Source organism: Waltera sp. (assembly GCF_046969025.1).
GTDB lineage: Bacteria > Bacillota > Clostridia > Lachnospirales > Lachnospiraceae > Acetatifactor > Acetatifactor acetigignens.
The window spans coordinates 43,418-69,043 of record NZ_JBKVQF010000013.1; the positions used below are offsets into that span (position 1 = coordinate 43,418).

General features: G+C 49.1%; 21 protein-coding genes. 5 read left to right on the forward strand and 16 right to left on the reverse strand.

Annotated elements, in window-relative coordinates; genetic code table 11:
* Positions 1-46: 46 nt before the first annotated feature.
* Both ACLTOH_RS08820 and ACLTOH_RS08825 read right to left on the reverse strand, forming a co-directional pair.
* Positions 47-2,008, reverse strand: coding sequence for a hypothetical protein (locus ACLTOH_RS08820; RefSeq protein ID WP_412195747.1), 1,962 nt, complete (start codon positions 2,006-2,008; stop codon positions 47-49).
* Positions 2,005-3,132 carry an acyltransferase gene (locus tag ACLTOH_RS08825; protein WP_118539307.1) on the reverse strand — a complete coding sequence of 376 codons (1,128 nt, stop codon included), beginning with the start codon at positions 3,130-3,132 and terminating at the stop codon, positions 2,005-2,007. The genes ACLTOH_RS08820 and ACLTOH_RS08825 overlap by 4 nt, the downstream gene beginning before the upstream one ends.
* Positions 3,133-3,418: 286 nt before the next feature.
* Here ACLTOH_RS08825 and ACLTOH_RS08830 point away from each other — a divergent pair, with 286 nt between their 5' ends.
* Both ACLTOH_RS08830 and arcC read left to right on the forward strand, forming a co-directional pair.
* On the forward strand, positions 3,419-5,476 hold the full coding sequence (locus ACLTOH_RS08830; RefSeq protein ID WP_337545392.1) for a methyl-accepting chemotaxis protein: 2,058 nt from the start codon (positions 3,419-3,421) through the stop codon (positions 5,474-5,476).
* A 92-nt stretch (positions 5,477-5,568) separates the two neighbouring features.
* Positions 5,569-6,504: a carbamate kinase gene (arcC, locus tag ACLTOH_RS08835; protein ID WP_118504372.1), complete on the forward strand. Its 936-nt coding sequence runs from the start codon at positions 5,569-5,571 to the stop codon at positions 6,502-6,504.
* Between the two features lie 107 nt (positions 6,505-6,611).
* Here the strand turns inward: arcC and ACLTOH_RS08840 are convergent, their stop codons facing one another.
* Together ACLTOH_RS08840 and ACLTOH_RS08845 are read right to left on the reverse strand one after the other, a co-directional pair.
* Positions 6,612-6,761 (reverse strand): hypothetical protein, encoded by a 150-nt coding sequence (locus ACLTOH_RS08840; RefSeq protein WP_182427098.1) that lies wholly within the window; start codon positions 6,759-6,761, stop codon positions 6,612-6,614.
* The gene (locus tag ACLTOH_RS08845) at positions 6,727-7,008 is read right to left on the reverse strand and encodes a hypothetical protein (protein ID WP_337545394.1); all 282 of its coding nucleotides are present in this window, start codon (positions 7,006-7,008) and stop codon (positions 6,727-6,729) included. Before ACLTOH_RS08845 ends, ACLTOH_RS08840 begins: the two co-directional genes overlap by 35 nt.
* A gap of 239 nt (positions 7,009-7,247) precedes the next feature.
* On the opposite strand from ACLTOH_RS08845, the gene ACLTOH_RS08850 reads away from it, so the two are divergent.
* Both ACLTOH_RS08850 and ACLTOH_RS08855 read left to right on the forward strand, forming a co-directional pair.
* The gene (locus ACLTOH_RS08850) at positions 7,248-7,808 is read left to right on the forward strand and encodes an RNA polymerase sigma factor (RefSeq protein WP_119623462.1); all 561 of its coding nucleotides are present in this window, start codon (positions 7,248-7,250) and stop codon (positions 7,806-7,808) included.
* Positions 7,805-8,530 (forward strand): hypothetical protein, encoded by a 726-nt coding sequence (locus ACLTOH_RS08855; RefSeq protein WP_119623461.1) that lies wholly within the window; start codon positions 7,805-7,807, stop codon positions 8,528-8,530. Before ACLTOH_RS08850 ends, ACLTOH_RS08855 begins: the two co-directional genes overlap by 4 nt.
* A gap of 261 nt (positions 8,531-8,791) precedes the next feature.
* Here ACLTOH_RS08855 and ACLTOH_RS08860 read toward each other — a convergent pair whose 3' ends face one another.
* The 9 genes from ACLTOH_RS08860 to ACLTOH_RS08900 form a co-directional block, all read right to left on the reverse strand.
* Positions 8,792-9,466, reverse strand: coding sequence for a sensor histidine kinase (locus tag ACLTOH_RS08860; RefSeq protein WP_337545395.1), 675 nt, complete (start codon positions 9,464-9,466; stop codon positions 8,792-8,794).
* A 111-nt stretch (positions 9,467-9,577) separates the two neighbouring features.
* Complete coding sequence (locus tag ACLTOH_RS08865; protein WP_337545397.1) at positions 9,578-10,675, reverse strand: J domain-containing protein; 1,098 nt, start codon at positions 10,673-10,675, stop codon at positions 9,578-9,580.
* Between the two features lie 117 nt (positions 10,676-10,792).
* Positions 10,793-11,326 (reverse strand): GNAT family N-acetyltransferase, encoded by a 534-nt coding sequence (locus ACLTOH_RS08870; protein WP_022311789.1) that lies wholly within the window; start codon positions 11,324-11,326, stop codon positions 10,793-10,795.
* 27 nt (positions 11,327-11,353) lie between these two features.
* Complete coding sequence (gene addA / locus ACLTOH_RS08875; protein ID WP_412195744.1) at positions 11,354-15,397, reverse strand: helicase-exonuclease AddAB subunit AddA; 4,044 nt, start codon at positions 15,395-15,397, stop codon at positions 11,354-11,356.
* A 115-nt stretch (positions 15,398-15,512) separates the two neighbouring features.
* On the reverse strand, positions 15,513-18,944 hold the full coding sequence (gene addB / locus ACLTOH_RS08880) for a helicase-exonuclease AddAB subunit AddB (RefSeq protein ID WP_022311791.1): 3,432 nt from the start codon (positions 18,942-18,944) through the stop codon (positions 15,513-15,515).
* Between the two features lie 25 nt (positions 18,945-18,969).
* Positions 18,970-19,722 (reverse strand): exodeoxyribonuclease III, encoded by a 753-nt coding sequence (locus ACLTOH_RS08885; protein WP_022311792.1) that lies wholly within the window; start codon positions 19,720-19,722, stop codon positions 18,970-18,972.
* 105 nt (positions 19,723-19,827) lie between these two features.
* Positions 19,828-20,322 carry a GNAT family N-acetyltransferase gene (locus ACLTOH_RS08890; RefSeq protein ID WP_022311793.1) on the reverse strand — a complete coding sequence of 165 codons (495 nt, stop codon included), beginning with the start codon at positions 20,320-20,322 and terminating at the stop codon, positions 19,828-19,830.
* A gap of 82 nt (positions 20,323-20,404) precedes the next feature.
* Positions 20,405-21,070: a hypothetical protein gene (locus tag ACLTOH_RS08895; RefSeq protein ID WP_022311794.1), complete on the reverse strand. Its 666-nt coding sequence runs from the start codon at positions 21,068-21,070 to the stop codon at positions 20,405-20,407.
* A 21-nt stretch (positions 21,071-21,091) separates the two neighbouring features.
* Positions 21,092-21,535 carry an SseB family protein gene (locus ACLTOH_RS08900; protein ID WP_118504360.1) on the reverse strand — a complete coding sequence of 148 codons (444 nt, stop codon included), beginning with the start codon at positions 21,533-21,535 and terminating at the stop codon, positions 21,092-21,094.
* Positions 21,536-21,794: 259 nt separating this feature from the next.
* Here ACLTOH_RS08900 and ACLTOH_RS08905 point away from each other — a divergent pair, with 259 nt between their 5' ends.
* Positions 21,795-22,673: an HAD-IIA family hydrolase gene (locus tag ACLTOH_RS08905; protein ID WP_227064736.1), complete on the forward strand. Its 879-nt coding sequence runs from the start codon at positions 21,795-21,797 to the stop codon at positions 22,671-22,673.
* Here ACLTOH_RS08905 and ACLTOH_RS08910 read toward each other — a convergent pair.
* The 3 genes from ACLTOH_RS08910 to ACLTOH_RS08920 form a co-directional block, all read right to left on the reverse strand.
* A complete protein-coding gene (locus ACLTOH_RS08910) occupies positions 22,666-23,565 on the reverse strand; it encodes a DegV family protein (protein ID WP_022311797.1) in 900 nt (299 codons plus the stop codon). The two genes, ACLTOH_RS08905 and ACLTOH_RS08910, sit on opposite strands and share 8 nt — an antisense overlap.
* A 360-nt stretch (positions 23,566-23,925) precedes the next feature.
* Positions 23,926-24,366 (reverse strand): RrF2 family transcriptional regulator, encoded by a 441-nt coding sequence (locus ACLTOH_RS08915; protein WP_022311798.1) that lies wholly within the window; start codon positions 24,364-24,366, stop codon positions 23,926-23,928.
* A gap of 274 nt (positions 24,367-24,640) precedes the next feature.
* A complete protein-coding gene (locus ACLTOH_RS08920; protein WP_412223949.1) occupies positions 24,641-25,546 on the reverse strand; it encodes a MetQ/NlpA family ABC transporter substrate-binding protein in 906 nt (301 codons plus the stop codon).
* Between the last annotated feature and the right edge of the window lie 80 nt (positions 25,547-25,626).

Genomic DNA, 25,626 nt, shown 5'->3' on the forward strand with positions numbered 1-25,626 from the left:
AAAATCCCCGGAAGATGAAAATCTCCCGGGGATCTGTTTTCTGTTTTTATTCAAAAATCACAAATTTCTCATTTTCAAAGGTTTTCTCGTATCCATATGCATCCATGAACTCACCGATCAACAAAAGCTTGGCATTATCCACGATGAGACTCCGTTCTCTTTCCGTGGGCTGTAATGCTTCCAGGGCATCCTCTCCCGCTTCCAGATACACAGCATATTTTTTCTCTAACAGTATCACCGGACGGTAAGTCGCATCCGCGTCCATCCGCTCCTGCATCTTATGCATATCCTCTTCCAGCTGTGCGATCTGATAGGAATCCAGATCCGGCCAGGGATTGAACGCTGCAGGCATCTGTAAATAATAAGACAGCGCCGGGATCTGTCCGTAGATCAGTACATCTCTTCCGGCAAGTCCCCGTTCATTCACATACTCTGAGATCCCCTGCATCCATCCGGCCCGTTCCTCGCTCATCCACACACCTTTTAATGTCTCATTATTCGTCACCTGCGCATCGATGTCCTGTATGCCGGTACCTTCGGCAAATGCAAAGTTTCTGCCGAACAGTCCTACCTGGACAAAGAACAACAGAAAGAAAGCGCCCAAGAGACATTTTACCGGCATAGCAGATATGGTGATCCGCTTCCACCGAAAGCTGCCAACATATTTGCAGAACCTGTAGAACTGCCAGTACATATAGGGCAATGCCAGAAACAGATTGTTCATGCTGGGGTATAGCTTGTTGTTACTGCCCAGGGAAGTGATCCATACGATCAGGAAGATCAGTCCGCTGATCAGCTTTTCTTCCTTCGGCGCGGAGGGCGTAAATATCCGCCACAGGGTCACCAGCAGAGTCAATGTCAAAAACGTCACTCCGGGCCAGATAATGGCACCGTAATTCGTATATTCTCTGGCACAGAAGCCCTGGCGGTACAGCCAGAACACCATCACAGCCGCCAGTGCGATACTTCCCGCCCATTCCAGGATCCGCAGAACCTTTGTTACTGTATCTTTTCTCACGTAGGAGCCGATGAGTTCCAATACTCCCACAGTGACAATCCCCACTACAAAGAACACGCACATCCGGATCTCCCAGTACAGATTCTGAAAATACCAGTCGAACATGCCCATGATCATGGATGCAGCCGTATAGTCCGTTGCCACCTCCGTCATGGAAAACAGTCGCAGAATGCCCTTCACATATTCATCCATGCCGTAGCAGATCTGGATATAACCGAATAATACCAGCAGTGCCGTCAGATACCCCGCCAGACACATGCCGGTATCCTGTAATAATTTCTTACGGAGTTTCACCCCCGCTGCCTTTTTCCGCGCTTTTATTTTTTCCGCAGTTTCTGTCGTCTCCCCAGCCTGACCGAGACTCTTTCCAATCTCTTTGCGCGCTTCCAGCCAGCAGATGATTCCGTAAGCCCACACGCCCACGATCATGGCCGCCTCCGGCAGATTGGAGAATCGGGACAGCACATTACAGCCCAGCGCTACTCCGGCGGCAAACAGCCACCCCTTTTTCCCCCGGGCAAGGCCAAGATACAGACAGACCACCGATACCAGATAGAACACGTAGGTCACATAATTGTAAAAAGAGCCCGTGGGGCACCAGCAGAAGCTCACCGCCGTAAATTCTCCCAGGAATACCAGAAGTGCAGGGATCTTCAGTACTTTCGTGCAGAAATAATACCCAAGCACCGCCAGCAGACTGATACTCAGTCCGGTATAAAAGTTCATGCCGATCAAAGTCCCGGCCCCGGGCAGCAAACTGAAAAAATGTCCGATGGCTGTGGTCAGATAGGTGGAAAACAGCCACATGGGATCCATATGCTGCGTCCCCATATATTCAAAGTTCGCATAGCCGTAACCGGTATCCCACAGATCCAGTCCCCAGGCAATATGCCGCAGAGGATACAGCACCAGGATTGCCACGAATACAAATTCCCAGAGACGTCTCTGACTGTCAATACCCGCTTTTTTATTTTTTATTATCTCTGTCACTCCATTACCTCTCTTTTGAACATAGTATCTACGTCCCGTATTTTCTCTGTCAGACTGCGATAGGGACGGATATGCAGGAATATCTTATGCAGTCCGTCGCAGATAGCTTTCCGCACAAAATCCACCAGAATTCCCAGTACAAATACTACCACAACAACAAGTACCGTCCACAACAGCAACGGCAGTACACCGTCGATTTGCTCCACACCAAGCCACTTCTGCCAGGCATAGCGCACACCCAGATTTTCATGCAGCAGATACACTCCCAGCGTATAGGGCGCGATCCTCACCGCCACACTGCCGATCTTTCCCTGTATGCTGCTGTCCAAAAACAGGCAGAACAGCCCCAGTGAAGCCAGAAACGGGAAAATATGGTTATACTCATACGGAATCTTCAGGATCAGCTCCAGACTGCCTGTTTTCAAATAAAACAGGTGCAAAAGCATGGCTTCTCCAAAGGTTCCGAAGATACCGATCAGATACAACAATAATGCCCGGGATTTTTTCTGTAAAAACGGGATTCCAAATCGGCGCAGGTAAGCCGCTGCGCAGAATACACACAGATACCAGAGACAATCATAGCCTTTACCGTCTTCTTCCAGCCGGAAGGGCAGCACAGATTTTAACAGGCAGAAGGTGACAAACAGCAATACTAATGCCACCTGAAACTGCTGCTTCGTCATCCGCCGCAGTCCCATTCCCACAAAGGGGAGCAATATATATAAGAAAAGATACGCTGTCAGGAACCAGTAATGTCCCATAGTCACCGGGAACAACAGGGTCAGATAATAGTGAGTGCTGACTTCCGCCGCGGGAACGATCCCAGTCACCACCGCCAGCACACCGATGCCCACAGAATACAGCCACAGCTGCAGCCACAGTGTAAGCAGCCTGCTCAGTTTAAAAGAGCTTTCGCATAAAAAGTATCCGCTGATCATCATATACACATTCACAGCTACAATGCAGAATGCTTCCAACAGCCAGGCTACCATATCCTGCACCGATAAAGGCGCCGTCAGATCCGGCAACAGTCCTCCCTTGCCCAGATAGTGCAGCACCACGACCATCATCATTGCCACACAGCGCAGTACTTCCAGATTTGCCATACGTTCTTTTTTCTGCATATCGATTCCCGTTTCCTTCCTGCCATTGCTTCGTGCTACGCACTACCACAATTCTACCCAAGGTCTTTCACCCACTTATGAGCAAGCTCATGTGGGCTTAGACCTTTTGACCCTGGTATCATTATATTACTTTGTAACATATTATGTAAAGCAAAAGCGATTCCGCCCAGATTCTGCCTGATAAAGATGTTAATTTAGGAAATCGTTTTCATATTGATGTAGATATTTGTGTAAAACTTTGGTAAAATGCATCTATCAATACTAATCTGCAGCGGAGGTGTCTGTTTTGACAAAAAATACCAAGAAAAACCCTATTCCTCTCTGGAAGCGGATACGCTTTAAGCTGATCTTCGCTTTTCTGATCCCTGTGGTCTTCATCATTGTCTTAGGCTTCGTATCCTATCAGAAGGCTACCACTCAGATCATTGCAACCTACCGTGACTCCGTAGACCAGACCGTCAGCATGATGAATCAGTACCTGACGCTTTCTTTTGACACGGTCCAGTCCAACTACAAGGGATATATGAATGAGGATACCCTGAAGCAGTATCTGAACGGTCTGTATGATAACGATGCCACTACCTTGTACAATACTCCAAACACCTATGAAGACACCTTTATCAAAGCCGTGACCACGGATGCCCTGCTCTCCAATATTTACGTGCTCTCCGACAAAGAGCGGACGATCTCTACCACGAAAACGAAGGAGACCGGTCTCTTAAGTGCGTACCTGGAAAGCTCCCAGGGGCAGATTTTATCTGCGGACAGGGCAAAATATTACCTTTTCGGCAACCAGTCCGAGGTCGATGCAAAGCTTGGCACGGATTCCTCCAAATACAGTGTCCGCCTCGCCAGATATTTCTCCAACGCTCCGGCGATCCTGATCATTGATTTCAAACCGAGTGTCCTGGATACCTCCTTATCCTCCCTGGATGGCGGTGAGGGCAGTCTCGTAGGCTTTGTCACCTGCGATGGCAACGAATACCTCTCCTCCCGGTCCGATACAGCGGCAGAAAATACGTTTGTCGGCAAATCCTATGTAGATGAAGCATTTGCCTCTGAGGAAGACAACGGCTCCTCCTATGTGGAAGAGGCAGGCGAAGAATATCTTTTTCTCTATTCCAAGATCGGTGCCCGTAATGCCATGATCTGTGCCCTGATCCCTCAGGCAAATATCATCGGTCAGACAGCGGAGATTAAAAATGTATCTCTGATCCTTGTCGTTGCAGCAAGTGCCGTGGCGATCCTACTAGGGTCTCTGCTGGCCGGACAGTATGGCGGCTCCATCTACTATTTTATCCGCCGGCTGAAAAAAGTCTCTGACGGAGATCTGACGATCGAAGTCCACTCCAAGCGCAATGACGAATTCCAGCTATTAGCTGATGGCATCTGTGATATGATCGCACACATGAAGAAGCTGGTATCCGGGCTGAAGGATGTCAATGAAGAATTATCCCGGGCTGCCACCGATATGTCTGCGGCTTCCTCACATTTCCTGGCGACCTCCCAGGATATCCAGAATCAGGTAGGTGAAATGCGCCAGGGTATTGAAAAACTGGATGAAAGCTCTGAGGACTGCCTGCAGCAGATGGACTCTCTGTCCGACACCATCGGCAGCGTATCCTCACATTCTGACCAGATCAGTGCGCTTGCCACCGGCACCACCGCTGCGATCCATACCGGTATCGAATCCGTGGAACATCTGAAGGAGAATACCTCTTCCACCATGCAGATCACCTCCAACATCGTAGATACCATCGGCAGGCTGAACGAGAAATCCAAAGCCATCGGCTCCATCACCGAAGCCATTAATGAGATTGCAGAGCAGACCAACCTCCTATCCCTTAACGCTTCCATTGAAGCTGCCAGAGCCGGCGAATCCGGAAGAGGGTTCGCAGTGGTCGCTCAGGAGATCCAGAAGCTGGCGGATCAGTCCCTGCACTCCTCCGGTGAGATCTCCCGGATCATCGAAGAGATTGAGATTACCACTGACGAAGCTACGCAGGTTGCCAGACAGGCCGAGGGCATTGTAGCGGATCAGAACCAGTCCGTTGGCAGTACCACAGACTCCTTCCGTGAGATAGATTCCAAGGTAACAGAGCTTCTGAAATTCCTGCAGCAGATCAATGCAGGCGTGTCGGAAATGGAACACCAGCGCACCACTACCCTGTCCGCCATCTCCGGTATCTCCGCAGTATCCGCAGAAACTGCTGCCGGGTCCTCCAATGTACAGACTGCTGCCGAAAAACAGCTGCAGGCTATTCAGGATCTGGACAAAGCCACCTCCGCACTGGCAGCCCGCTCAGAAGAACTGACTACGATTCTGGAAGGTTTCATTGTATAGAAATGGCTATACACCCTGGAGAAAATATGTTATACTGATAACATCTTTTGACGAAGAAATTCTTAGGAAAATACATATAGAGAGGTAATCTTATGAGCAAAAAAAGAGTTGTCGTATCTCTGGGACACGATGCCCTGGGTTATACCACCACAGAACAATGGGATGCAGTAAAAGTAACCGCGAAAGCACTTGCCGATCTCGTGGAGGCTGATTATCAGCTGACGATCACCCACAGTAACGGTCCGCAGGTCAGCATGATCCATAAGGCCATGACCGAGTTACGCCGTGTGTACATCGACTATACCCCCGCACCTATGTGTGTCTGCTCTGCTATGAGCCAGGGTTATGTAGGCTATGATATCCAGAACTCTCTTCGTGCAGAGCTTTTGGATCGCGGCATTTCCAAGCCGGTCAGCACTATCCTCACCCAGGTGACAGTAGATCCTTATGATGAGGCTTTCTATGAGCCCACCAAGGTCATCGGTCGTTACATGTCCAAGGAAGACGCTGAGATTGAAATAAAGAAGGGCAACTATGTCAAAGAAGATCCCGGAAAGGGCTTCCGCCGTGTCGTTGCTGCCCCCAAGCCTATCGATATCGTAGAGATCGAAGCCATCCGTGCGCTGGCAGCCGCAGATCAGGTAGTCATCGCCTGTGGCGGCGGCGGAATCCCCGTGATCGAGCAGAAGCATGCTCTGAAGGGTGCCTCCGCTGTGATTGAGAAGGATGCCATTGCAGGTAAGCTTGCTTCCGATTTAAGCTGTGATGAGCTGATCATCCTGACCAGTGTTCCCTGCGTTTATAAAAATTACAGCAAAGAGGATCAGACTGCATTGGAGACTCTCACCGTTGCGGAAGCCAAGACACTGATGGCAGAAGGTCAGTTCGAGGAAGGCACCATGCTTCCCAAGATCGAGGCAGCCATTGCTTATCTGGAGAAGGTTCCAGCAGGAAAGGTCCTGATCACTTCCATGGATCACGTCAAGGATGCCATCAGGGGCAAGGCCGGCACCGTGATCACCGCTTAATTTTATATCGTAAGCAGTTAAGGCAACACAAAAGGAGATATCCGCCACGGATACCTCCTTTTTACATGTCATGATTCTAATATCTCTGGGTTATATATCTCTGATCTCTATGCTTCCTTTCCGGTCAGATGGTTCGACAGGATATTATACAATGTCTTCGGGTTGATGGGCTTGGACAGGTGATAGTTCATTCCGGCCTCCAGTATCTTTTTCTTCTCCTCTTCAAAGGCATCCGCTGTCATGGCAATGATAAGCACCGTTTGCAATCTCCACCACACATCCGGCTTTTTCCAGGATCAGCTGGGCCACATAAATGTTGATCTCGCTATCTTCCACCAGTAAAATTCTGGCATCCATCAGATTCTCCGTGATGTTTTCCTCGGAATGCTCCTCCACCTCGGCTTCTGCCAGCGGCACATACAGGTCTACAATAAATTCTGTACCCTTCCCCAGTTCACTCTTCACAGAGATCGTACCACCCATAATGTCAACAAGACTCTTCACGACTCCCTTTTACCTTTTGTGTGGATAGGGTAGAACTCCGGTGATTTCACTAAATCACGCACTTAACCGGTACTGGATACCGAAAAGAGCCGAAGGCAACTTCGCCATCTTTTCATGCCCAAATTGTAGAACATTGTGGTATTATGGGATAGAAAAATATTTGAAAAAATATGTGAGATTTGAGTTCAAAAGTTGTGTATATAGGTGAAAGGGTAAATCTGAAAGTGAGGTGAACACTGATGGATGACGCAAAGATAGTCCAGTTATACTGGGATAGGAATGAGCAGGCAATCCCCGCAACAGCAGACAAGTATGGAAGATACTGCACTTCGATTGCCAATAACATATTGGGTAATAATGAAGATGCCGAGGAATGTGTGAACGATACATACTTGAACGCGTGGAACTCCATGCCACCGCATAGACCGAGCATTCTATCTACATTCCTTGGGAAAATAGTCCGCAACTTATCGTTTAACCGATACAAGCATAACACTGCCGACAAACGAGGTGGTGGAGAGTTGCCTGTGGTTTTGGAGGAACTTTCAGACCTGGTATCTGGCAAGGATGATGTTGGGCAGGCATTTGACCAAAAGGAACTCACGAAAGCCATTGATACATTTCTGGATAGTCTTTCTCCAGAGAAAAGAAGTATTTTTATCAGCCGATACTGGTACACCGATAGCATTTCAGAAATTGCTGTCCGGCACGGCATGAATGATGGGGCAATATCAATGACCCTTAACCGCCTCCGCCTCAAACTACACAACTACCTTTTAGAAAGGGGCTTTGAACTATGACTAACGAAAAACTGTATGAGGTCCTCGGCGACATCAATGAGAAGCATGTCTACGAAGCAAGGGCATATCACAAAGCAAAAAAGTCCATCTGGGCAAAATGGGGAGTTATGGCTGCTTGCCTGTGTCTTATTGTGGCAGGAACAGTTGCGATGTTACACCAGCCAAAGTATGACACAATGACAGGTGATCCAATCAAAGATGCAGGCGGAGGAATCAGCGGAGGCTCAGAAATGGCCGGTTGTTATAGCATTGCAGTATTTCCAGATACTAAAAGCGAAGATTCCGTTGAAATTGCGGAAGTAATAACATTGTCGGAAACAGAGGTCAAGAACAACTCCCTATCCGTACATCTGCCACAGGCTTTGCCAGAAGGATTTCATTTCGGACGAGGGAGCTTGTATACGACTGTGATGAAAGACGGAGCACAGTACAATATGCTCAGCGTGCAGTATATCACCGGTTACATACCAGAAAGTCAAGTCTTAGAGGATGGCGGCGAAGCAGTGCCCGATCCTGCCCTTGAGGGAGAGAGTTTCATTATCAGAGTAATGAATTATAAGCCAGATTCGCAGGCAGAGGCTTGCTTGCCAAACGAAGTAAAACAGTCGGAATTAGAAAAAAATCGCAGGGCGTATATAAAGGCCGGAAGTTGCTATGTATACGCTTTCCCTGAAGTGGCAGAATTAACGGCTGTTCTAAAGGCTATTCAGACGATTGAATAAGTCTCTACAAAAAACACAATAAACACTACTAGCAAAAAGAGGCTCCCTTCGTTATGGATGGGAGCCTCTTTTATGTCCCCTAATGAATAAATCCACATTAGCCTACCCTGATCTATGCTCCGGGAACACAAAAGGGAATTGGGAATCTCCCTATTTCCCAAGCCAAGAAATCGACTGTCCTTTTTCTATGCCCATTTTCCGTCAAAACGACTTGAGGTTTGGCGGATAGGCTTATATCAACACAAAAAGTAAAAGGGATCTTCACGATGGGTAGTCCCAGACCGGTTCCCTTGACCTTGTCTCCCATCTCGGCTCCTGGGAGAACGGATCGTACAGGTGCGGCAGGAACTCCGGACTCATTCCGATACCGTTATCCCTCACACGAAACCGGATTCCCACCTTGTCATCCTTCGGTGGGATGGATTCGAACAGAAATTCGACAATTCCGCCTCTGGGGGTAAACTTCGCCGCATTGGACAGGAGATTGAAAAAGATCTGGTTGTAACGTAGTCTATCCACACGGATACAGTCTATATGGGTATTCATCTGGAATACAAAATTAATATCCCTGTTATCCATCAGCGGTTTAATGACCGTGTTAATGGAGTTCACGAATTCATCTTTGGTGTAGGTATCCTCTTTCAGCGTCAGTTCGCCGTTTTCAATTTTACTCATATCCAGAATATCATTGATCAGTCCCAACAGGAAATCACTGGAATTATCGATATTGTGCAGATATTCCCGGATCACCTGAATGTTGTCCTCTTCCTGCGCCAGATGGGTCAGACCGATGATGGCATTCACAATGCTTACAATCAATACAAAATAAAAAGCATTATCCTGTACATCATTGTGTTCCTTTCGCTGAGAATGCTCCTTGATCAACATGATCACGAAAACTGCCGGTGCAAAATAGTCGGTCTCTACATGCCACATATTCTTTTTCCTGTGTTCTGAGGTGGACTGCCCCGCGGCAGATCAGAACTCCTTATGTCATATATTAACGCAACTGTTCAGAAACACAAATAATTTTCTGCAATTTTTCAATCATTCCCAACTTTTTCTCATTTTGCCCGTCAAATCTGCCTCGTAATCGTTTAAGATTTTCGCAATTTCGAAATTTCGATCCCGTCCTTTGTATGTCATAATCTCTTTTTCCGCCCGGAAATACAGATCGATATCCACTTTCACCTTGTAGGGGTGATTTTTCCGCAACACCTGTACTTTCCGTACTTTCATCTGTACCTGTGCCAGTTTTTCCTGCAACAGGGGGATCACGCAGAAATACAGACGGTCATCCTCAAAAAAAAGGTGTCCCAGAGGATACTGTTTCTCCCGGCACACCAGAATACGATTCTCCTGAAATGCCAGCGGATAAATGGCATCTTCCGGTTGTAACGCGGTGAGCCTGCGGTAGGCAGGCTGCGTGGCATCCGCTCCCAAAGAGGTATGAAAATGATAAATTTTCCTGCCGGCTTCATCCGTCCGCTTCGGCTTTGCGATCTGATCAAGGATCTGCACCGGGTCGGTAAACTGGGCGGACAGATGATAGAACAGCCTTGACTGGATCTGAAAACGGTCTGCCTCTGTGTTCCATGCGCCTGTTGTCACAGTTGCCACAGATTCTGCCTTTTTGCGTGCCGCTCTCTCCTCTGTCTGCTCCAGCAGCTCCTTTGTCACATGGTGCAGACTGGTCACAAACAGAGTAAAATCCTCTGTCGCCGGATCCCACAGGTATCTTCCTCTGGCCACACGGTAATATAGCTTATCCGCAGGTCCTTCCACTTCCATGCTGTAACGCTGGTAGACGTTCCGCTTGCAGAAAGCTTTCTCATTGATCCTGCCGGTCCATTCCGGATTCTTCGGCGGTCTGTCCTTCCAGGCACTCTGCGTTCCAGTGCCGGAGGCGGTACGCCTGCTGCCTTTTCCTGTGGTTGCACCACTCTGGAAGATGCCGGTATGCTTTTTCAGATATTCATAAGCCTCATTGATCTCCTGCGCCCGGCGGATACTGTCTAAGGCATTCTCCCCCACCTGCGCATCCGGGTGGAACTGCCCCATAAGATGCCTGTATTTTTTCTTGATCGCGGCCTTGTCATCCTCCGGGGTGATCCCCAGAGTGCGCCTTGCCTGCTGTAGGTTCATAGATACACCACACTTACTTCTTACTTCATTTCTACACCACAGATACAATACCAACATTTTCTTTTTCGTTCTGCATACCATGCCATACTTAACTTATACTCTCCCTCTAAATAACTGCTATCTCTGTATAGATGTACTTCTGTAATAAACATTCCTAGGCCAGCCATCTACAACAAACTGATCGGCAAATTTATAGCCTGTACTCTCTATGCTACATACAGACGGAGTATTATTAGGATGAGCACAACACCAAATAGTATCATAACCCATCTGTCTAGCTTCTCTTATAGTAGCATCCATGAATCTCTTCTGTATACCATTACCTCTATATTCCATATCAACCACAACGAATTCATGACACATAATTTTATTGCCAGGAATTTCCATCCAATCAGTAATAGGCTTAGAGAAGAACAAACCACCTTCAAATGCAAAGCTTGCTGCAATAAGCTTATCTTTATTATATACGCCTAATAAGATATAATCACCATCCAAACATTCCTGTATAGTTCTTTCATCTGTAGGATAATAATATTCATCATGCAGCAAAGTCTTATTAACTTCATCCTGTAATTTAATAACAGGTTTCAAGTCTCTTTTTGGTTTCTTTATCTCAATCCTTCTTATTGATAAATCAAAATATTGACTCATATGAAACCTCCATTTACTCCGGCTTTTTTACTCGTATTTTTCCAGATAGAAGGAATACAGGATCCTCTCCTTCACGGGCAGCTGCATCAGCTTCGTCAGTGCCTCCTCATAGTATTGGATCTGGACGCTGTAGCGGTTCCAGAGGGCTTGCAGGGAATCGATCACATCGGTCTTGTAGTCCAGCAGGACGATCTCTCCGTTTTCTATAAAGAAGACATCGATGATACCCTGAATGAGAACCTTTTCCCCTTCAGGAAGGTCCTGATCCAGGCGCTTCGCATCAATGCCCAGCACGAAGGGCTGCTCTCTGTACAAAAGGCCCTGTTCAAAAGCTCTCCACATGCGGTAGGCCAGCTCCTGTTCCAGAAAATGCCGGATTTTGGGAAGGCTTACGGCCTGCGCATACTCTTCTGTCAGTCGTAGGGAAGCTGTCTCCCGCTGCAGGAATTCCTTCAGACGTTCCTGTAACCGGTCCGTATCCAGGCCCTGACGGTATTCCTCATAAGTCCCAGGGCATCCGGCAAATAGTCCGGATTCCATAAACAGATAAGAAAAGTCCAACAGTTCCATGGTCCGGTGGAACGCGTTACCGCGGACGGCTCCGCTGACCTTTTCCTGTTCTCTGCGGAAAGCCGGGATATAAGGCACCACTTCTTTTTCTTCGAAGGTATGAAATGCCGCTTCATCCTTCTCCGCCATGGCCGCAATCTTCAGTTCCGATACCGTGGTCTTGGTATAGAGCTTCTGCAGGCCGGGATACGGATAGGCATAGGCAAATCGCTCCCGCAGTTTCGCAAGCTTTCGTTCGTTCTCCTCCGGGTCCCCAGGCAAAGGAGTCTCGCCGTCCGTCACACGCTGCAACAGTTCCCTGCGGTCTCCCATGCGCAGTTGTTCCCTGATCTCCTCTGCCGCCAGGTCTTCTGTTCCCAGCGTTGTTACTGCAATTCCTGTCTTAGGCAGGATCGGCAGCAGAAAATCCATATAGCTCCCCGCCTCACAGAAATCCAGATAGGTCAGCTTCTCCTGTCCTGTCATCCGGGACAGCTCCCATTTTTCCTCCGCCTTATCCAACACCGCTGTCAGGATCAGTTTTTCTCTGGCACGGGTCAGTGCCACGTAAAGCACACGCAGTTCCTCCGCCAGATTGTCCTCCTTCATTTTCGCTGACAGAACGGCCCGGCGGAGGGTCTTATTTTTAATGCGGCGGCCGGAATCCACATAGTCCACCGCTACTCCCAGATCCATATCCACGATCAGGGACTGGTTCGCATCCTGCATGTTGAAACGCTTCGACAGCCCGGAGACAAATACCACGGGGAATTCCAGACCTTTACTCTTGTGGATGCTCATGATCCGCACCACATCGGCATTTTCGTCCAGGGTATCCGCCTCACCGTAATCCACATCGTATTTTTCCAACTGTTCCATATAACGGATGAAATGGAACAGTCCAAAATAACTGGTCTTCTCAAAAGCAGAAGCCTTCGTCAGCAGCATCTCCACGTTGGCCCGGCGCTTGCTGCCAGCAGGAAGTGCCGTCACATAGTTCAGATAATCGTAATCGTCCAGGATCCGCTGCAGCAGGTCGCGGATGGAGGTGAAGGGAGTCAGATCACGGTAATGATCAATACGTTGTAAGAAAGTATCTGCCTTTTGGGAAAGTTCTGTCTCCGCTTCCATGTCCTCCGGTACTGTTGCAGCTTCCAATGCGCGCTGCCAGTACTGTCCGGCCCCGGCGGTTTCTTCTCCGGCGCTTTCGCCCGCTGATGCCTCTTCTCCCGCTTCCGCCATCCGTCCCCTCTGCGCCACTTCTTTCAATGCCTCATACAGTGTCATTCTCTTCCGGGAATGCCCTTTGCTTCCGCTGCGGATCCGGGCGATCTCTTCCTGGGTAAAGCCTCCGAAGATCGACTGCATCACGCCGAACAGCGGAATATCCTGTCTCGGGTTGTCCAGCACTCGTAAAAACTGCAGCAGTTCCTGTACTTCCAGGGCCCCGAAATATCCGGTCTTGGATGTAATGTAGACAGGGATTCCCTGCTGTTCCAGTACTTTCTTGAATTCCTCATCCCAGCCACTGGTGGTACGAAGCAAAATCACCATATCCGAGTACCGCACCGGGCGCAATTCTCCCGTAGCCTTCTCCATGACTTTCAGACTGCCCTTCAGCTGCTTGATACGTGCCGCAATAGCCAGTGCTTCCAGCTGTCTTACGTTGTCATAGTCCACGGGACCTCTTGCCCCGTCGGGACGCTGTTCTCCGCTGCCGCCTTCCGCACCATCCCCCTTCTCCGGCTTACGGATCAGTAATAGTTCACTGCCGTATGCAGGATCCTCTGTGGCGGGATATGTGGCCCCGGGATACAATGCTGCCTTATCATCATAGGCAATGCCGCCGATCTCCTGGCTCATGATGCGGGAAAACACATCGTTTACCGCATCCACCACCTGCACACGGCTTCGGAAGTTCTTCGCCAGGTCGATCCGGCACAGATCCCCACTCTCCTGATAGGTGTCGTATTTTTCCAGGAAAAGTTCCGGTCTGGCCAGACGGAATTTATAAATACTCTGCTTCACATCACCTACCATGAAGCGGTTATAATGTCCCTCCACTTCCCCGGAGATGGCACTTAACAGATATTCCTGTACCAGATTACTGTCCTGGTATTCGTCAATGAGGATCTCCTGAAAATACTGGCGATACTCCAATGCCACGTCACTTGGCACAATGTCATATTTCACACCGGTGCTATCCATTCCTGTATCACCGGTGCTGTCCGTCCCTGCATCGCCGGTCTCTTCCACTTTTTCCCGTTTTAGCAGAATCTGTAACGCATAGTGCTCCATGTCGGAAAAGTCGATCAGATGTCGCTCCTGTTTGGCCGCAAGAAGCCTTCTGTCGAATTCCAGCACCAGGTTAAGCAGCATCCGGAGCGGCTCTCTGCAGGCTTTTCCCTGTTCCACCACCAACTCTAACGGTGTCTTGAAATATTGTTCCGTCAGATCCGCCAGCGTGTCTTTTACGCTATTACGGATGGATTTCGCCAGCTCCCGTTTGGCTGGATCCACGCTCTCATCCTTCTTGGAAGAAAGACGGCCGAAAGTCACTGCTGGAACCTTTGCTGCCTGTTCCTTCAAATCCTTGCAGGCAGCCAGGCGTTCCAGCTGTTCGCTCTCCGCTTCTGTCAGTTCTCCATACATATATGGACCGTCCGGCAGCTCACACAGCTTTTTCACTTCCACCAGTTTTTCCAGACACCCTTGCAGGACACGGCTCACACGCTCTGCCAGATATTGTCCGTAATCACTGTGCAGCAGGGCATCCAGATCTCCCGCCTCATAATCGTTTTTACGCTCTTCCAGCCATTCTGCGGGCCAGGGAAAACTTCCGGCATAGCGGGACAGGTTCAGGATATGCTGTTCCAGCACGCTCTCTCTGCCGCCGGGGCAGAAATATTCCACACAGGTGTGGAAACGTTCCCGTGCCTCCCGGGATGGGTCCTCGCTGTCACGTTTTCCCGGGACGTCTTCCGCAAAATCATTCCCTGACGCTTCCTCCGGTATCATCGCTCCGCTGTCACGGTTTTCCCGGGACGTCGGAACATCATCCGGAACAAATTTCCCCGCATAGGCATCCTCCAGCAGCTGTCCCAGCACCTCCTGCTGCAACAGCTTGATCTCACCCTCGTCTGCCACACGGAAATCCGGATCCAGACCGATCTCATTAAAATGATTCCGGATCAGGAACAGGCTGAAGCTGTCGATCGTGGTGATCTGGGCATTGTGTAACAGGGCGGACTGCTTCTGGATATGGTCGTTCCCCGGATCCGCTTCCAGTCTGGCGGCGATCCCGGCTGCGATACGCTCCCGCATCTCCGCAGCCGCCGCATTGGTGAAAGTCACGATCAACAGGCGGTCAATGTCCGCCGGATGCTCCCCCTCACAGATCATACGGATGATACGCTCTACCAGTACCGCCGTCTTACCGCTTCCTGCGGCCGCCGATACCAGAATGTTGCTGTTATGCAGTTCGATTACCTTTTGCTGTTCCGGGGTAAAATTCATTCCCATACGCTACCTCTGTTCCTGTTTCTTTTCTCCTGTTGCCATCCTGTTCCTCCGGGCAGCGGGCGCTTTCTCTTCGAGCTTCCTGTCAGGCACACACTCCCGCCGGGCACCCTTTGCCCTAAGCTTCCACGGTCTTCTGCATCCGCTGCATCAGCGCCTGCTTATCCAGATCTTCCAGCTGTCTCTTCTCATAGCCCGGAATACTGCCATCGAAACCGCAGACCTTTTTATAGGCGCAATAAGTACAAGCCTCTTCATTGCCTTTCTCATAGGGATTGGCTGCTATTTTTCCGTCCAGGATCTCCCGCCCGATGCTGCGGATCTTGGCATCTACATAAGAAGATATCAGCTGCATCTCCTCCCGGCTTAAGACACCGGATCTGGCACTGAAGCTTCCATCCTTTTTCTTCTCCACCGGAATGACCACAGACTTATCCTGCATATAGCGGTCCAGCCGCTCCACGACCCCAGGATCACTGTTTACTACACCGTTCATACGAAGCTTTGCAAGGATCTGTTCATTGATCTGCTCATCCGTGAGCTCCACCGGTGTCTCTATGGTGGGATCATCGATGTGATAATACAGAAGTGCCGCCGGAACGATCTCCTTGTCCGGATGCTTTCGGCTCTCCATCTCCATGGCTGCATTCATATATACCACCAGCTGCAACTGCAGACCGTAATACAATGCCGCCAGATCAAATTTCCGGTTGCCGGACTTATAATCAATGACCTTGACGTAGACATGCTCTGCATCTTCCGACACATCGATACGATCGATCCGTCCCTGCAAATGCATCTTCTCGTCCTCAGACAGATCCACATGAATGCTGTCCAGATCCTCCGCAAACCGGAAAGAAAGTTCATAATCATCTGGCTGGAAACTGCCCTGTTTCAAATGTTTCTGCAAGGTCAGCACTGTGCGGGTCAGGATCCTGCTCATGCGGGTAATGGCATATTCATTCCGCGCAGAGCTGTATAATACCGTCTCCCCGTAGGTTGCCGCATAGGCTTCCACGGATTCTTTGACGGCTTTGGCTGCAAAATCCTCCGTAAAATCCCACCATGTCAGGTTGGATTCTGCAAGTTTTCCTGCAAAGTTTTCCAATACTGCATGATATACCGTACCCATATCCGAAGCCTCGAAGCCGAATTCTTCCCGTTCCTGCAGGGAAAGACCATATTGCAAAAAGTGTCTGCAGGCACAGGCAGCATAAGTTTCCAGACGGCTGACACTGTTTTCCAGCTGCTGTCCGTACAATGCTCTGGCCACGATCCGGGACAGACCGCTCTCCCTGTATCTGCGAAATGCCGCCCGGGTCAGCAGGTCTCTGCCCGCCGCATCCGCCTCGTAGGCACGGTACATGAGATAGAAGTCCTGCCTCTCTTCTTCCGGCAGGGTTCCTTCCACATATTCCCGCAGTTCCTCCGCCAGATATCTGGCACCTTCCTGTCTGCCCTCGATCTGTTCCAGGCGGCTGCGGTTCTGGGGATACTCCACGCTCATTGCCGGGAACAGCTTCCGCACCGTATCGATCAGGTAGGACGGTCTTATGCCCTTTCCTTCACTGTTTACCTTGGCATAGGACAGATACAGCTGTTCTGAGGGCTTGGTCATATTCAGATACAGATATAATCTCTGGATATACATCTGCTGTCTCGGGCTGGGTGCCATCTCTGTCCCGGATTCAATCAGGAATTCCCGATCCATATCCGAAATGATCCCGCCCTTGGAAGCATTTTTCGGAATATTTCCGTCATTGACTCCCAGGAAAAACAATACCTTCACCTGTTTCAGACGGGTTCGCTCCATATCGCCCACCACGATACGATCCACGTTCTGAGGGATCGTACCGACAGTGATCTCGCCGAAACCGGCCTCTAAAATATCCGCAAATTCCTGTCTGGAGATTTCTTCCTCTCCCAACAGTTCATAGACCTGATCCAGCAGATCCATGACCAGCCGGTAAATCTGTGCATACTCTCTGGCTCTGGATAAGTCTCCTTCTTTTTCAAACTGCTGCTGATAGTTCAAAAGCTTTTGCTGCACCTGATTCTGTTCCAGGAAATCGTACAGATGGCTGACATAGTCTCCAGCCTTTTCCTGGCTTCCCATGTGCAGAATCTCCACCGCATCCATGAACTGTTGCCGGATACGGTTCAGACGCTCCATGGTCTTCTCTTCCGCCTGTTCGCTCCCCTCCGCATTTCCCTGCAGTTCTTCCGTTCTGCGGGTAAACAGACGGCTATAGGTCCGATAGCCTCTCGCCCCGGTGCGGATCACATAGTTTTCCAGCTCATCAATCTCTTCTCTGGAAATATCCGCCATGCCGCTGCGCAGAAAATGAAACACCGTATCATAGGAAAAATCCTTAATATACAGCTGCAATGCGCTCTTGATATATTCGATCATGGGATTCAGCACGATCCCTCTGGTACGGTCCAGGAAACATGGGATCTCCAGCTGTCCGAATTCTGTTTCCACATAGGAAGCGTATCCTTCCAGATCTCCGATGACCACGGCAATGTCCCGGTAGGTCATCCCCTGCTCTCTGATCAGGTGCCGGATGTACAGCGCTGTCTGGTGGACTTCCTCTCTGGGGGAAAGGGCTTCAAACATATGGATCTCTTGCTGTTCTCCCGCATACGGTTCATACTGATACCGGAACAGATTCTGTTCCAGATAGTGTAATGCCGGTGCCTTGGCGAAGCGATTGGGCCCCCCCTTGACAAAGAGATCCTCTCCCCGCTCTACCTCTGCCTCCGCTGCCAGCTTTTCCAGATCCGCCACCGTCTTCTTGCTCAGATGGAACAGCTTCTGTTCACCATCCATTTTATACGGATCCTCTCCCACTCCAATGGTCACGGTAACGATGGTCTCTGCGCACACGCGCATCAGTTCCTGGATCAGCCGGTTCTGTATTGGAGTAAATCCCGTAAAGCCGTCAAACACCACTACACTGCCCTTTAAGATCTTTGATTTGGACAGGGATCTGCGCAGTACATCCAGTGTCTCCTCGGTGGTGATAAAATGATCCCTGATATAATCCTGAAAGCCCCGGTACAGAGTCTTTAAGTCTTTCAGTTTCATGGCCAGCGCGCCACGCTTCTGTGCACTGGTGATCAGCTTGTCCATATCCTGTGTGCTGATACCGTATTGCATGAACTCGGAGATCGCACTTTTCACCTCATGGATATAGCCCTGCTTGTGCAGGAGACTTCCCATGGCCGGAAGCTGTTCCTTCAGATCCGCCGCCACTTTTTGCAGCACCAGGCTTTTGCCGGTGTCATCCAGTACCGGCATCTCTTTGGTCCCCACTTCCTCCAGAATGCGGTGGCTGAGTCGGCCGAAGCTCAGGACATCGATATTCAGGATGCCATCCCGGTCACTGCGCATGACCAGATCCTTCTGGGTCTGCATGGTGAACTGATCCGGCACAATGATCAGGAAATTCCTGCCCGGTTCCTCTGCCGCCCGCTGCATGATCTCTTCATAGATTCTGTGGCTTTTGCCCGACCCGGAAGGGCCAAAACAGAAACGTAAGCTCATAAGTCTCCTCCGTTATGCTGTCCGTTTATTTCAGATCCAGTTCAATGGGACAATGATCCGATCCCAAAATTTCCGTGTGGATCTTCGCATCCGCCAGACGGTCTTTCAGACACTCCGATACCACGAAATAATCAATTCTCCATCCGGCATTTTTTGCTCTCGCCTGGAACATATAAGACCACCAGGAATACACCCCGGTCAGGTCCGGATAAAAATAGCGGAACGTATCGATAAATCCGTTCTCCAGTACCTTCGAAAAGCAGGCTCTCTCTTCATCAGTGAAGCCCGCATTGCCACGGTTGGTCTTCGCATTTTTCAGGTCGATTTCCTGATGCGCCACGTTCAGGTCTCCCGCATAGATCACCGGTTTTTTCTCTTCCAGCTTCTTAAGATACGCCAGGAAATCCGCTTCCCACTGCATGCGGTATTCCAGTCTCGTCAGTTCTCTCTGGGCGTTCGGTACATAGACTGTCACAAAATAGAACTCCGAATACTCTGCAGTGATCACCCGGCCCTCATGGTCGTGTTCCTCCACGCCGATGCCGTAAGTCACCTGTATGGGCTCTTCCTTTGTAAAAATTGCAGTGCCGGAATAGCCCTTTTTCTCTGCGTAATTCCAATACTGATGATATCCGGGCAGATCCAGTGCGATCTGTCCCTCCTGCAATTTTGTCTCCTGCAAGCAGAAAATATCTGCATCCGTTTCCTGAAAGAAATCCAGGAATCCCTTCTGCATGCAGGCTCTCAGCCCGTTCACATTCCATGAAATCAGTTTCATATTTTCCCTTTCCTGTCAGTCCTACTGTTATTATCTATATTTTTTGTCCCATTTTCAGGACACCATCTGCAATCTAAATAATTTATCACCGGAAGTCACATCTTTTTAATCTTCTACCAGATTATGGTACATCACATGGATATCCTCGTAGACACCGTCCTTATTGAGGAAGCCTCCCGGAATAATGCCCAGATCCACGAATCCCAGTCTCTGGTATAGATGGAACGCATGGATATTGGAAGCCACCACCGCATTGAACTGCAATACGCGGTAACCGTTTGCTTTTGCCTGCTCCAGACAGTCTTTTACCAGCAGTTCGCCGATATGCTCTCCCCGGCAGGCTCTGTCCACTGCATAGCTGGCATTGGCGATATGCCCTACTCTGCCGATATTGTTGGGGTGCAGAATATATAGTCCCTTCACATTGCCCTGTTCATCCTCTGCCACAGCACTTACCGTCTGTGCGGCAAAAAATTCTGCGGCCTCTGCCCCTGTCAGTCCTTCCTCCTGAGGAAATGCCACGCCATCCTCTACCACCTGATTCCAGATTTCTGCCATTCTTGCTACATCTTTTGCTTCAAATTTTCTGATTGTTATCATTTTGTCTGCCTATTTCCTAATTTGTCTTATGCCATCTTATCCCGGTCATAATTTTTATCCGCTTTTCTGTCATCTATTCGTTCTATCCGCCGTGCTTTTCCATCCATTCACATTCCTTCCGGGCAGCCTTCAGAGACGCTTCGTACCCTTTCAGGATCTCCATAAGTCTCTGTACATCGATGATGCCGCTGGCTTTATTTTCCGGGTGATCCATCCATGGATGCTGTTTTTCCGGCGGATAAATATTTTCTATGGTATTTTCCCCGATCCGATACCATTTCTTCTGATAGCAGATCGTGTTGTCCGCCGGGTTTAAAAAGGTTTCCAGTTCCGTCAGTGGATAGGTCTCTGCCGGTGTACGAGGATTACCTTCCAGACCTCTCACGGCAGTGACCTTCACAGTCCCACCCTCCGGTACTACACACAGCCACATGGGCTCTGCCGGTTTTTTCCATAATTTATCCAGTATAAAGTTCAACGGTCCCAGTAACAGGATCGTCATGAAAACCGCCAGCGCTCCCGTCAGTTCCGGAATCCAGTCACCCCACAACAGCATCTGGAACAGCAGATGGTCACTCTCCCGCACACCCCAGACCTTCATCACTACCAGCACGGTTGCTACCATATAGATCAGTATAGTGATCAGGGCAAACGGCATCAGTACTTTTTCTTTTTTCATGCCCCATGCGGCATAAGCCTTGCATTCATCGTCCGTAAAAAGCACGGGCAGTTCATAGCTCTCTGTCATGCTCCGCTTCTCCCTCTTTTGCTATTCTCCGAGAATAATATGCAGGAACCGCTTGTCCAGCATCAACGTCCGGTTCCAGGGATTCAGGATCACACCCTCGATATCATCGGCAGTCAACGTCATGCGGAACAGCTGCTCCATATCCGTGAGAAAAGTGGACATTACGCTGCCGCTTCCCTTTAATTCTTCCTCAAATCCGGTGAAGGCCGACCACCATTTTTTCCCATCGGAGGTCTGCACCGCCTGCAGGCGCATGGCAGTTCCGGCGGCCTGTGTCACCGCTTCCTGCACATCTGCTGAGGGCGGTTCCACCGCCACGATAAGCTGTCCCTGCTCCCGCATACGTCTGCGCACCACCGTCAGAGCATGAGCCAGAAGTTCTTCTGTCGGCTCCTGCTGTAATGCCAGAATTGCCTCCTCTATTTTCTCATTTCCCTGTAAACCTTTATCTTTCTTTTCGTCCATAACCGTAATGTTGTCCTTTTTAATTGTAGTCGTTAAATCACTTCATCCTATTTCCCATGTCCCTTGCGCAATCTTGTATGCAATCTGTCGAATTCCATAAGAGCCACAGGCAACACAGCTCATGCCTATGCCCATCATACCATAAATGCCTCCGCAATTCCACTCACGTTTCCCTCCAGAAGCCGTCTTTTCCTTGACAGTGGGGGTATTCGTTGCTAACATGAACCTGAGCGTTTGATGCTTAGAAATGAGGATAATTATGGATACTTTTGACCCGAAGCACATTTACAGCGATGCCGCAAAGCTGGCTCGTCTGAAAGATAAAAAGCTTTTCCTGTTCGATATCGACGGCACCATTGCCGTAGGCGATACCTTGTATGAGGGAAGTGCGAATCTTCTCCGCTACATTCAGGCCATCGGCGGCAGGGCTTATTACATTACCAACAATTCCACAAAAAGCGGACTGGACTATGTGAAAAAATTCTACGATGCATTTCACCTGGACAGCACGGAGGATCATTTCATCACCTCCGGCTATATGACGCTGCGTTTTTTGAAGAAGAATTATGCAGACAAGAAAATCTTCGTGCTGGGAACCGCTTCTTTTGTGGCGGAACTGCGAAAGAATGGCCTCTGGGTAACCGAGGTCTGCGAGGACGGCATTGACTGCGTGGTCGTTGCCTATGACAGTGAATTAAATTATGCAAAGCTTACCGAAGTCTGCAAGGTTTTATTCACCCAGGATGTTCCTTTCTACGGCACCAACCCGGATTTGCGCTGCCCCATCGACTTCGGCTTTATCCCCGATTGCGGTGCCATCTGCGACATGATCACCGCCACCACAGACAAACAGCCCATCTATCTGGGCAAGCCCAGCAAAGAGGTCGTAAAGCTTTGCCTTGAAGTCTCCGGCTTCACTCCCGAGGAGACTCTGGTGGTTGGCGATCGTCTGTACACCGATATTGCCTGCGGCATCAACGGTGGTGTGGACACCTGTGTTCTCTTCACCGGCGAGGCACAAAAAAAGGATATTCTGACTCCCGAGGGGGAGCCGAATACCCAATATCTGCCGGACTATGCTTTTGAAAATGTGCAGGAATTATTAAATGCCTGCCAGGGTGAAATAAATTTTAAATAGCTCTCTTCACGACACCGATTCCCAACGGATAAGGTCCGGTGTGTACGCCAATGGTGGCACCGATCTGGAAGATGGGAATGGTGTCGATGTCGTATCCCTTTTCTTTCAGTCTGCCTGCCAGTCTGTCGCGGAACTCTACGGCTTCTTCATAATCGTAGCCATATCCCACGCAGACGTTGTAATTGGCAATATCTGCCTTTTCCTCTGCAAAATATGCTAACAGCAGATCGATATTTTTATCTACCGTCTTGCGACGGCTTCTGCCGATACCGGAGGGGAAGATTTCTCCCTCTTTTAAGGTAATGATGGGCTTGATGCCAAGCAGGCTGCCGGCCACGCTGGCTACTTTGCCGATACGTCCGCCGTGCTTTAAATATTCCATATTTCCTACGGTGAAAAAGATTCTGCCGGAGCTCTTGATCTCATTCAGGCGATCGATACTCTCCTGGTAACTCTTCCCCGCATCTCTAAGGCGTACCGCTTCCAATACATAGATGCCCTGCAATACGGTATTCACAGTAGAGTCGCAGACATAAATCTGTGCATTGGGATATTCCTCTTCCAGGATCGCTTTTGCATTCAGAGCAGACTGCATGGAGCCGCTGAACTTGGTTGTGATACAGATGCAGATGATGGGAATTCCCGCCTTGACAAAAGGAAGAAATGCATCTACATAATCCTGCACGGAAGGCATGGAAGACTTCGGATATACATCCGGGTGATCCACCATTTCCTGATAGAACTCACGGACACCGATCTCTATCATTTCCTTCTGGTATTTCCCCTCTTCAAAAGATACATAAAAAGGAACTACCGTAATGTCTTTTTCTTTGGTCATCTCCATGGGAAGATCACAGGAACCGTCTGATATAATATGAAATGCTTCGCTCATTCTCGCATACACCTTTCTACTTGTTTGCAGAGTTTAGCTTACCACGTTGTGGAGTAAAAAGCAATGAGTTTTTGTTATTATATTTCATTTTGTGGTGTTTTATGCTGTTTTATGTAGTTTTTATAACTATATGTATGAAAAATCCGAATTACGCGATATTTGTCGATGAAAGTTTGTCAACCAACATACAACATTCGTTGACAATGGGCAGTTCTCTCGATATACTTGAGTTGTTAACCATTCATTCCCCCAGTTAACATTTTCTGCAGGAATGACCCCCTTTCATTCTCTGCAAACCCAAAAAACAGCCCGGCAGGATCTCCTGTCGGGCTGCGTTATTGTCTTCTATTATTCCTATCTTTATATGGAGTAATCCAGATTCTCCAGGCGCTTGTTCCGTCGTTCCACCAGATCCGCAATGGTGACTCCGTCCACTACCTTGTTCACTGCATCATACAATTCCTGCCATACCTCCAGAGTCTCACAGGTATCACATCGTTCGCAGATATCAGCGCCTTCCTCCAGACATGCCACCGGGGCCAGTGAGCCTTCCGTCAGTCGTAAGATCATTCCTACGGTAAAATCTGCCGGATCCTTGGCAATACGATAACCGCCCTGGGCACCACGGACGCTTTTTACATAACCTGCCTTGTTCAAAACAGCAATGATCTGCTCCAGATACTTTTCGGAAATCCCCTGTCTGGCAGCAATTTCTTTTACCTTGATACACTCTCCGTTGTTGTTCAATGCCAGATCCAGCATGACACGTACTGCATATCTTCCTTTGGTTGAAATTTTCATCCTATCCTCATTTCCGAGCATCTTCCTGCTCTGTTTCACTTTTAATATCAGCCTGCTTATTCCAAAGCAGTTCAAAACTGCTCCGATCTTTCTATGGTTTCCACAGATTCTACCTTATTTTTTCTTTATTTTTCTTTTTCCTATAGTTCATATAGAATTTGTGGAAACAACAGAAAAATCTGGAGAGCATCCACTCGAATGCTGTTCGGAAAAATCTCCTCCCATTCCTCGGAATGCTCTCCGGATTTTCGCATTACTTTACTGGCACTTCACCTTACTTGTAAGGGATAACGCCACCGTTATAATTGTCATTGATATACTGCTTGATCTCATCAGACTTCAGGGTATCTACCAGTGCCTTGATCTTAGGCAGATTCTCGTTGCCTTCCTTAACAGCAATTACATTTACATAAGTAGCGGCTGCTTCGGAATCATCGCTCTCATACAGCAGAGCATCGTCTGCAACAGTCAGGCCTGCTTCCATAGCATAGTTGCCGTTCAGGACACCGAAGGATACCTCCGGAAGGGTTCTGGGAACCTGTGCTGCTTCCAGCTCTACGAAGGTGATGTTGTGAGGGTTCTCTACGATATCCTTGGTAGTAGCAGTCAGACCAACACCATCCTTCAGGGTGATGTAACCGTTATCCTGTAACAGTAACAGAGCACGTGCCTCATTGGTGGTATCGTTGGGTACTGCGATAGTTGCATTGTCAATGTTGTCTAAGCTGGTCTCGGTTCCGGGATACAGTCCGAAGGGCTCGTAATGGATACCGCCGGCATTTACCAGATGGGTACCTTTCTCCTCGTTGAAGCTCTCCAGATAAGGAATGTGCTGGAAGTAGTTAGCATCGAAATCACCGGACTCTACTACTAAATTAGGCTGTACATAGTCATCAAAAATCTGAATCTCCAGAGTATAACCCTGCTCCGCTAACAGAGGCTTTGCTGCCTCCAGGATCTCTGCATGAGGTACTGCACTTGCAGCTACCTTGATAGTGGTATCAGTGCCAGCTACTTCCTTGCTTTCTGTTGCCTCGGTAGTCTGGGCAGCGGTTTCCTGGTTAGCTGTTGTTGCAGCTGCCTCGCTGGTCTGAGCAGCTGTTTCGTTGCTGCCGCAGCCGGTCAGTGCGCTCACGGACAATGCTGCAACTGCGATCAAAGCAATCACTTTCTTTTTCATAATACTTCTCCTCCTAAATCTTTTGGTAAAAATTTTTAGTCTATTGAATCAGATGCCTTACATCTGCCTCAATCTTTTCG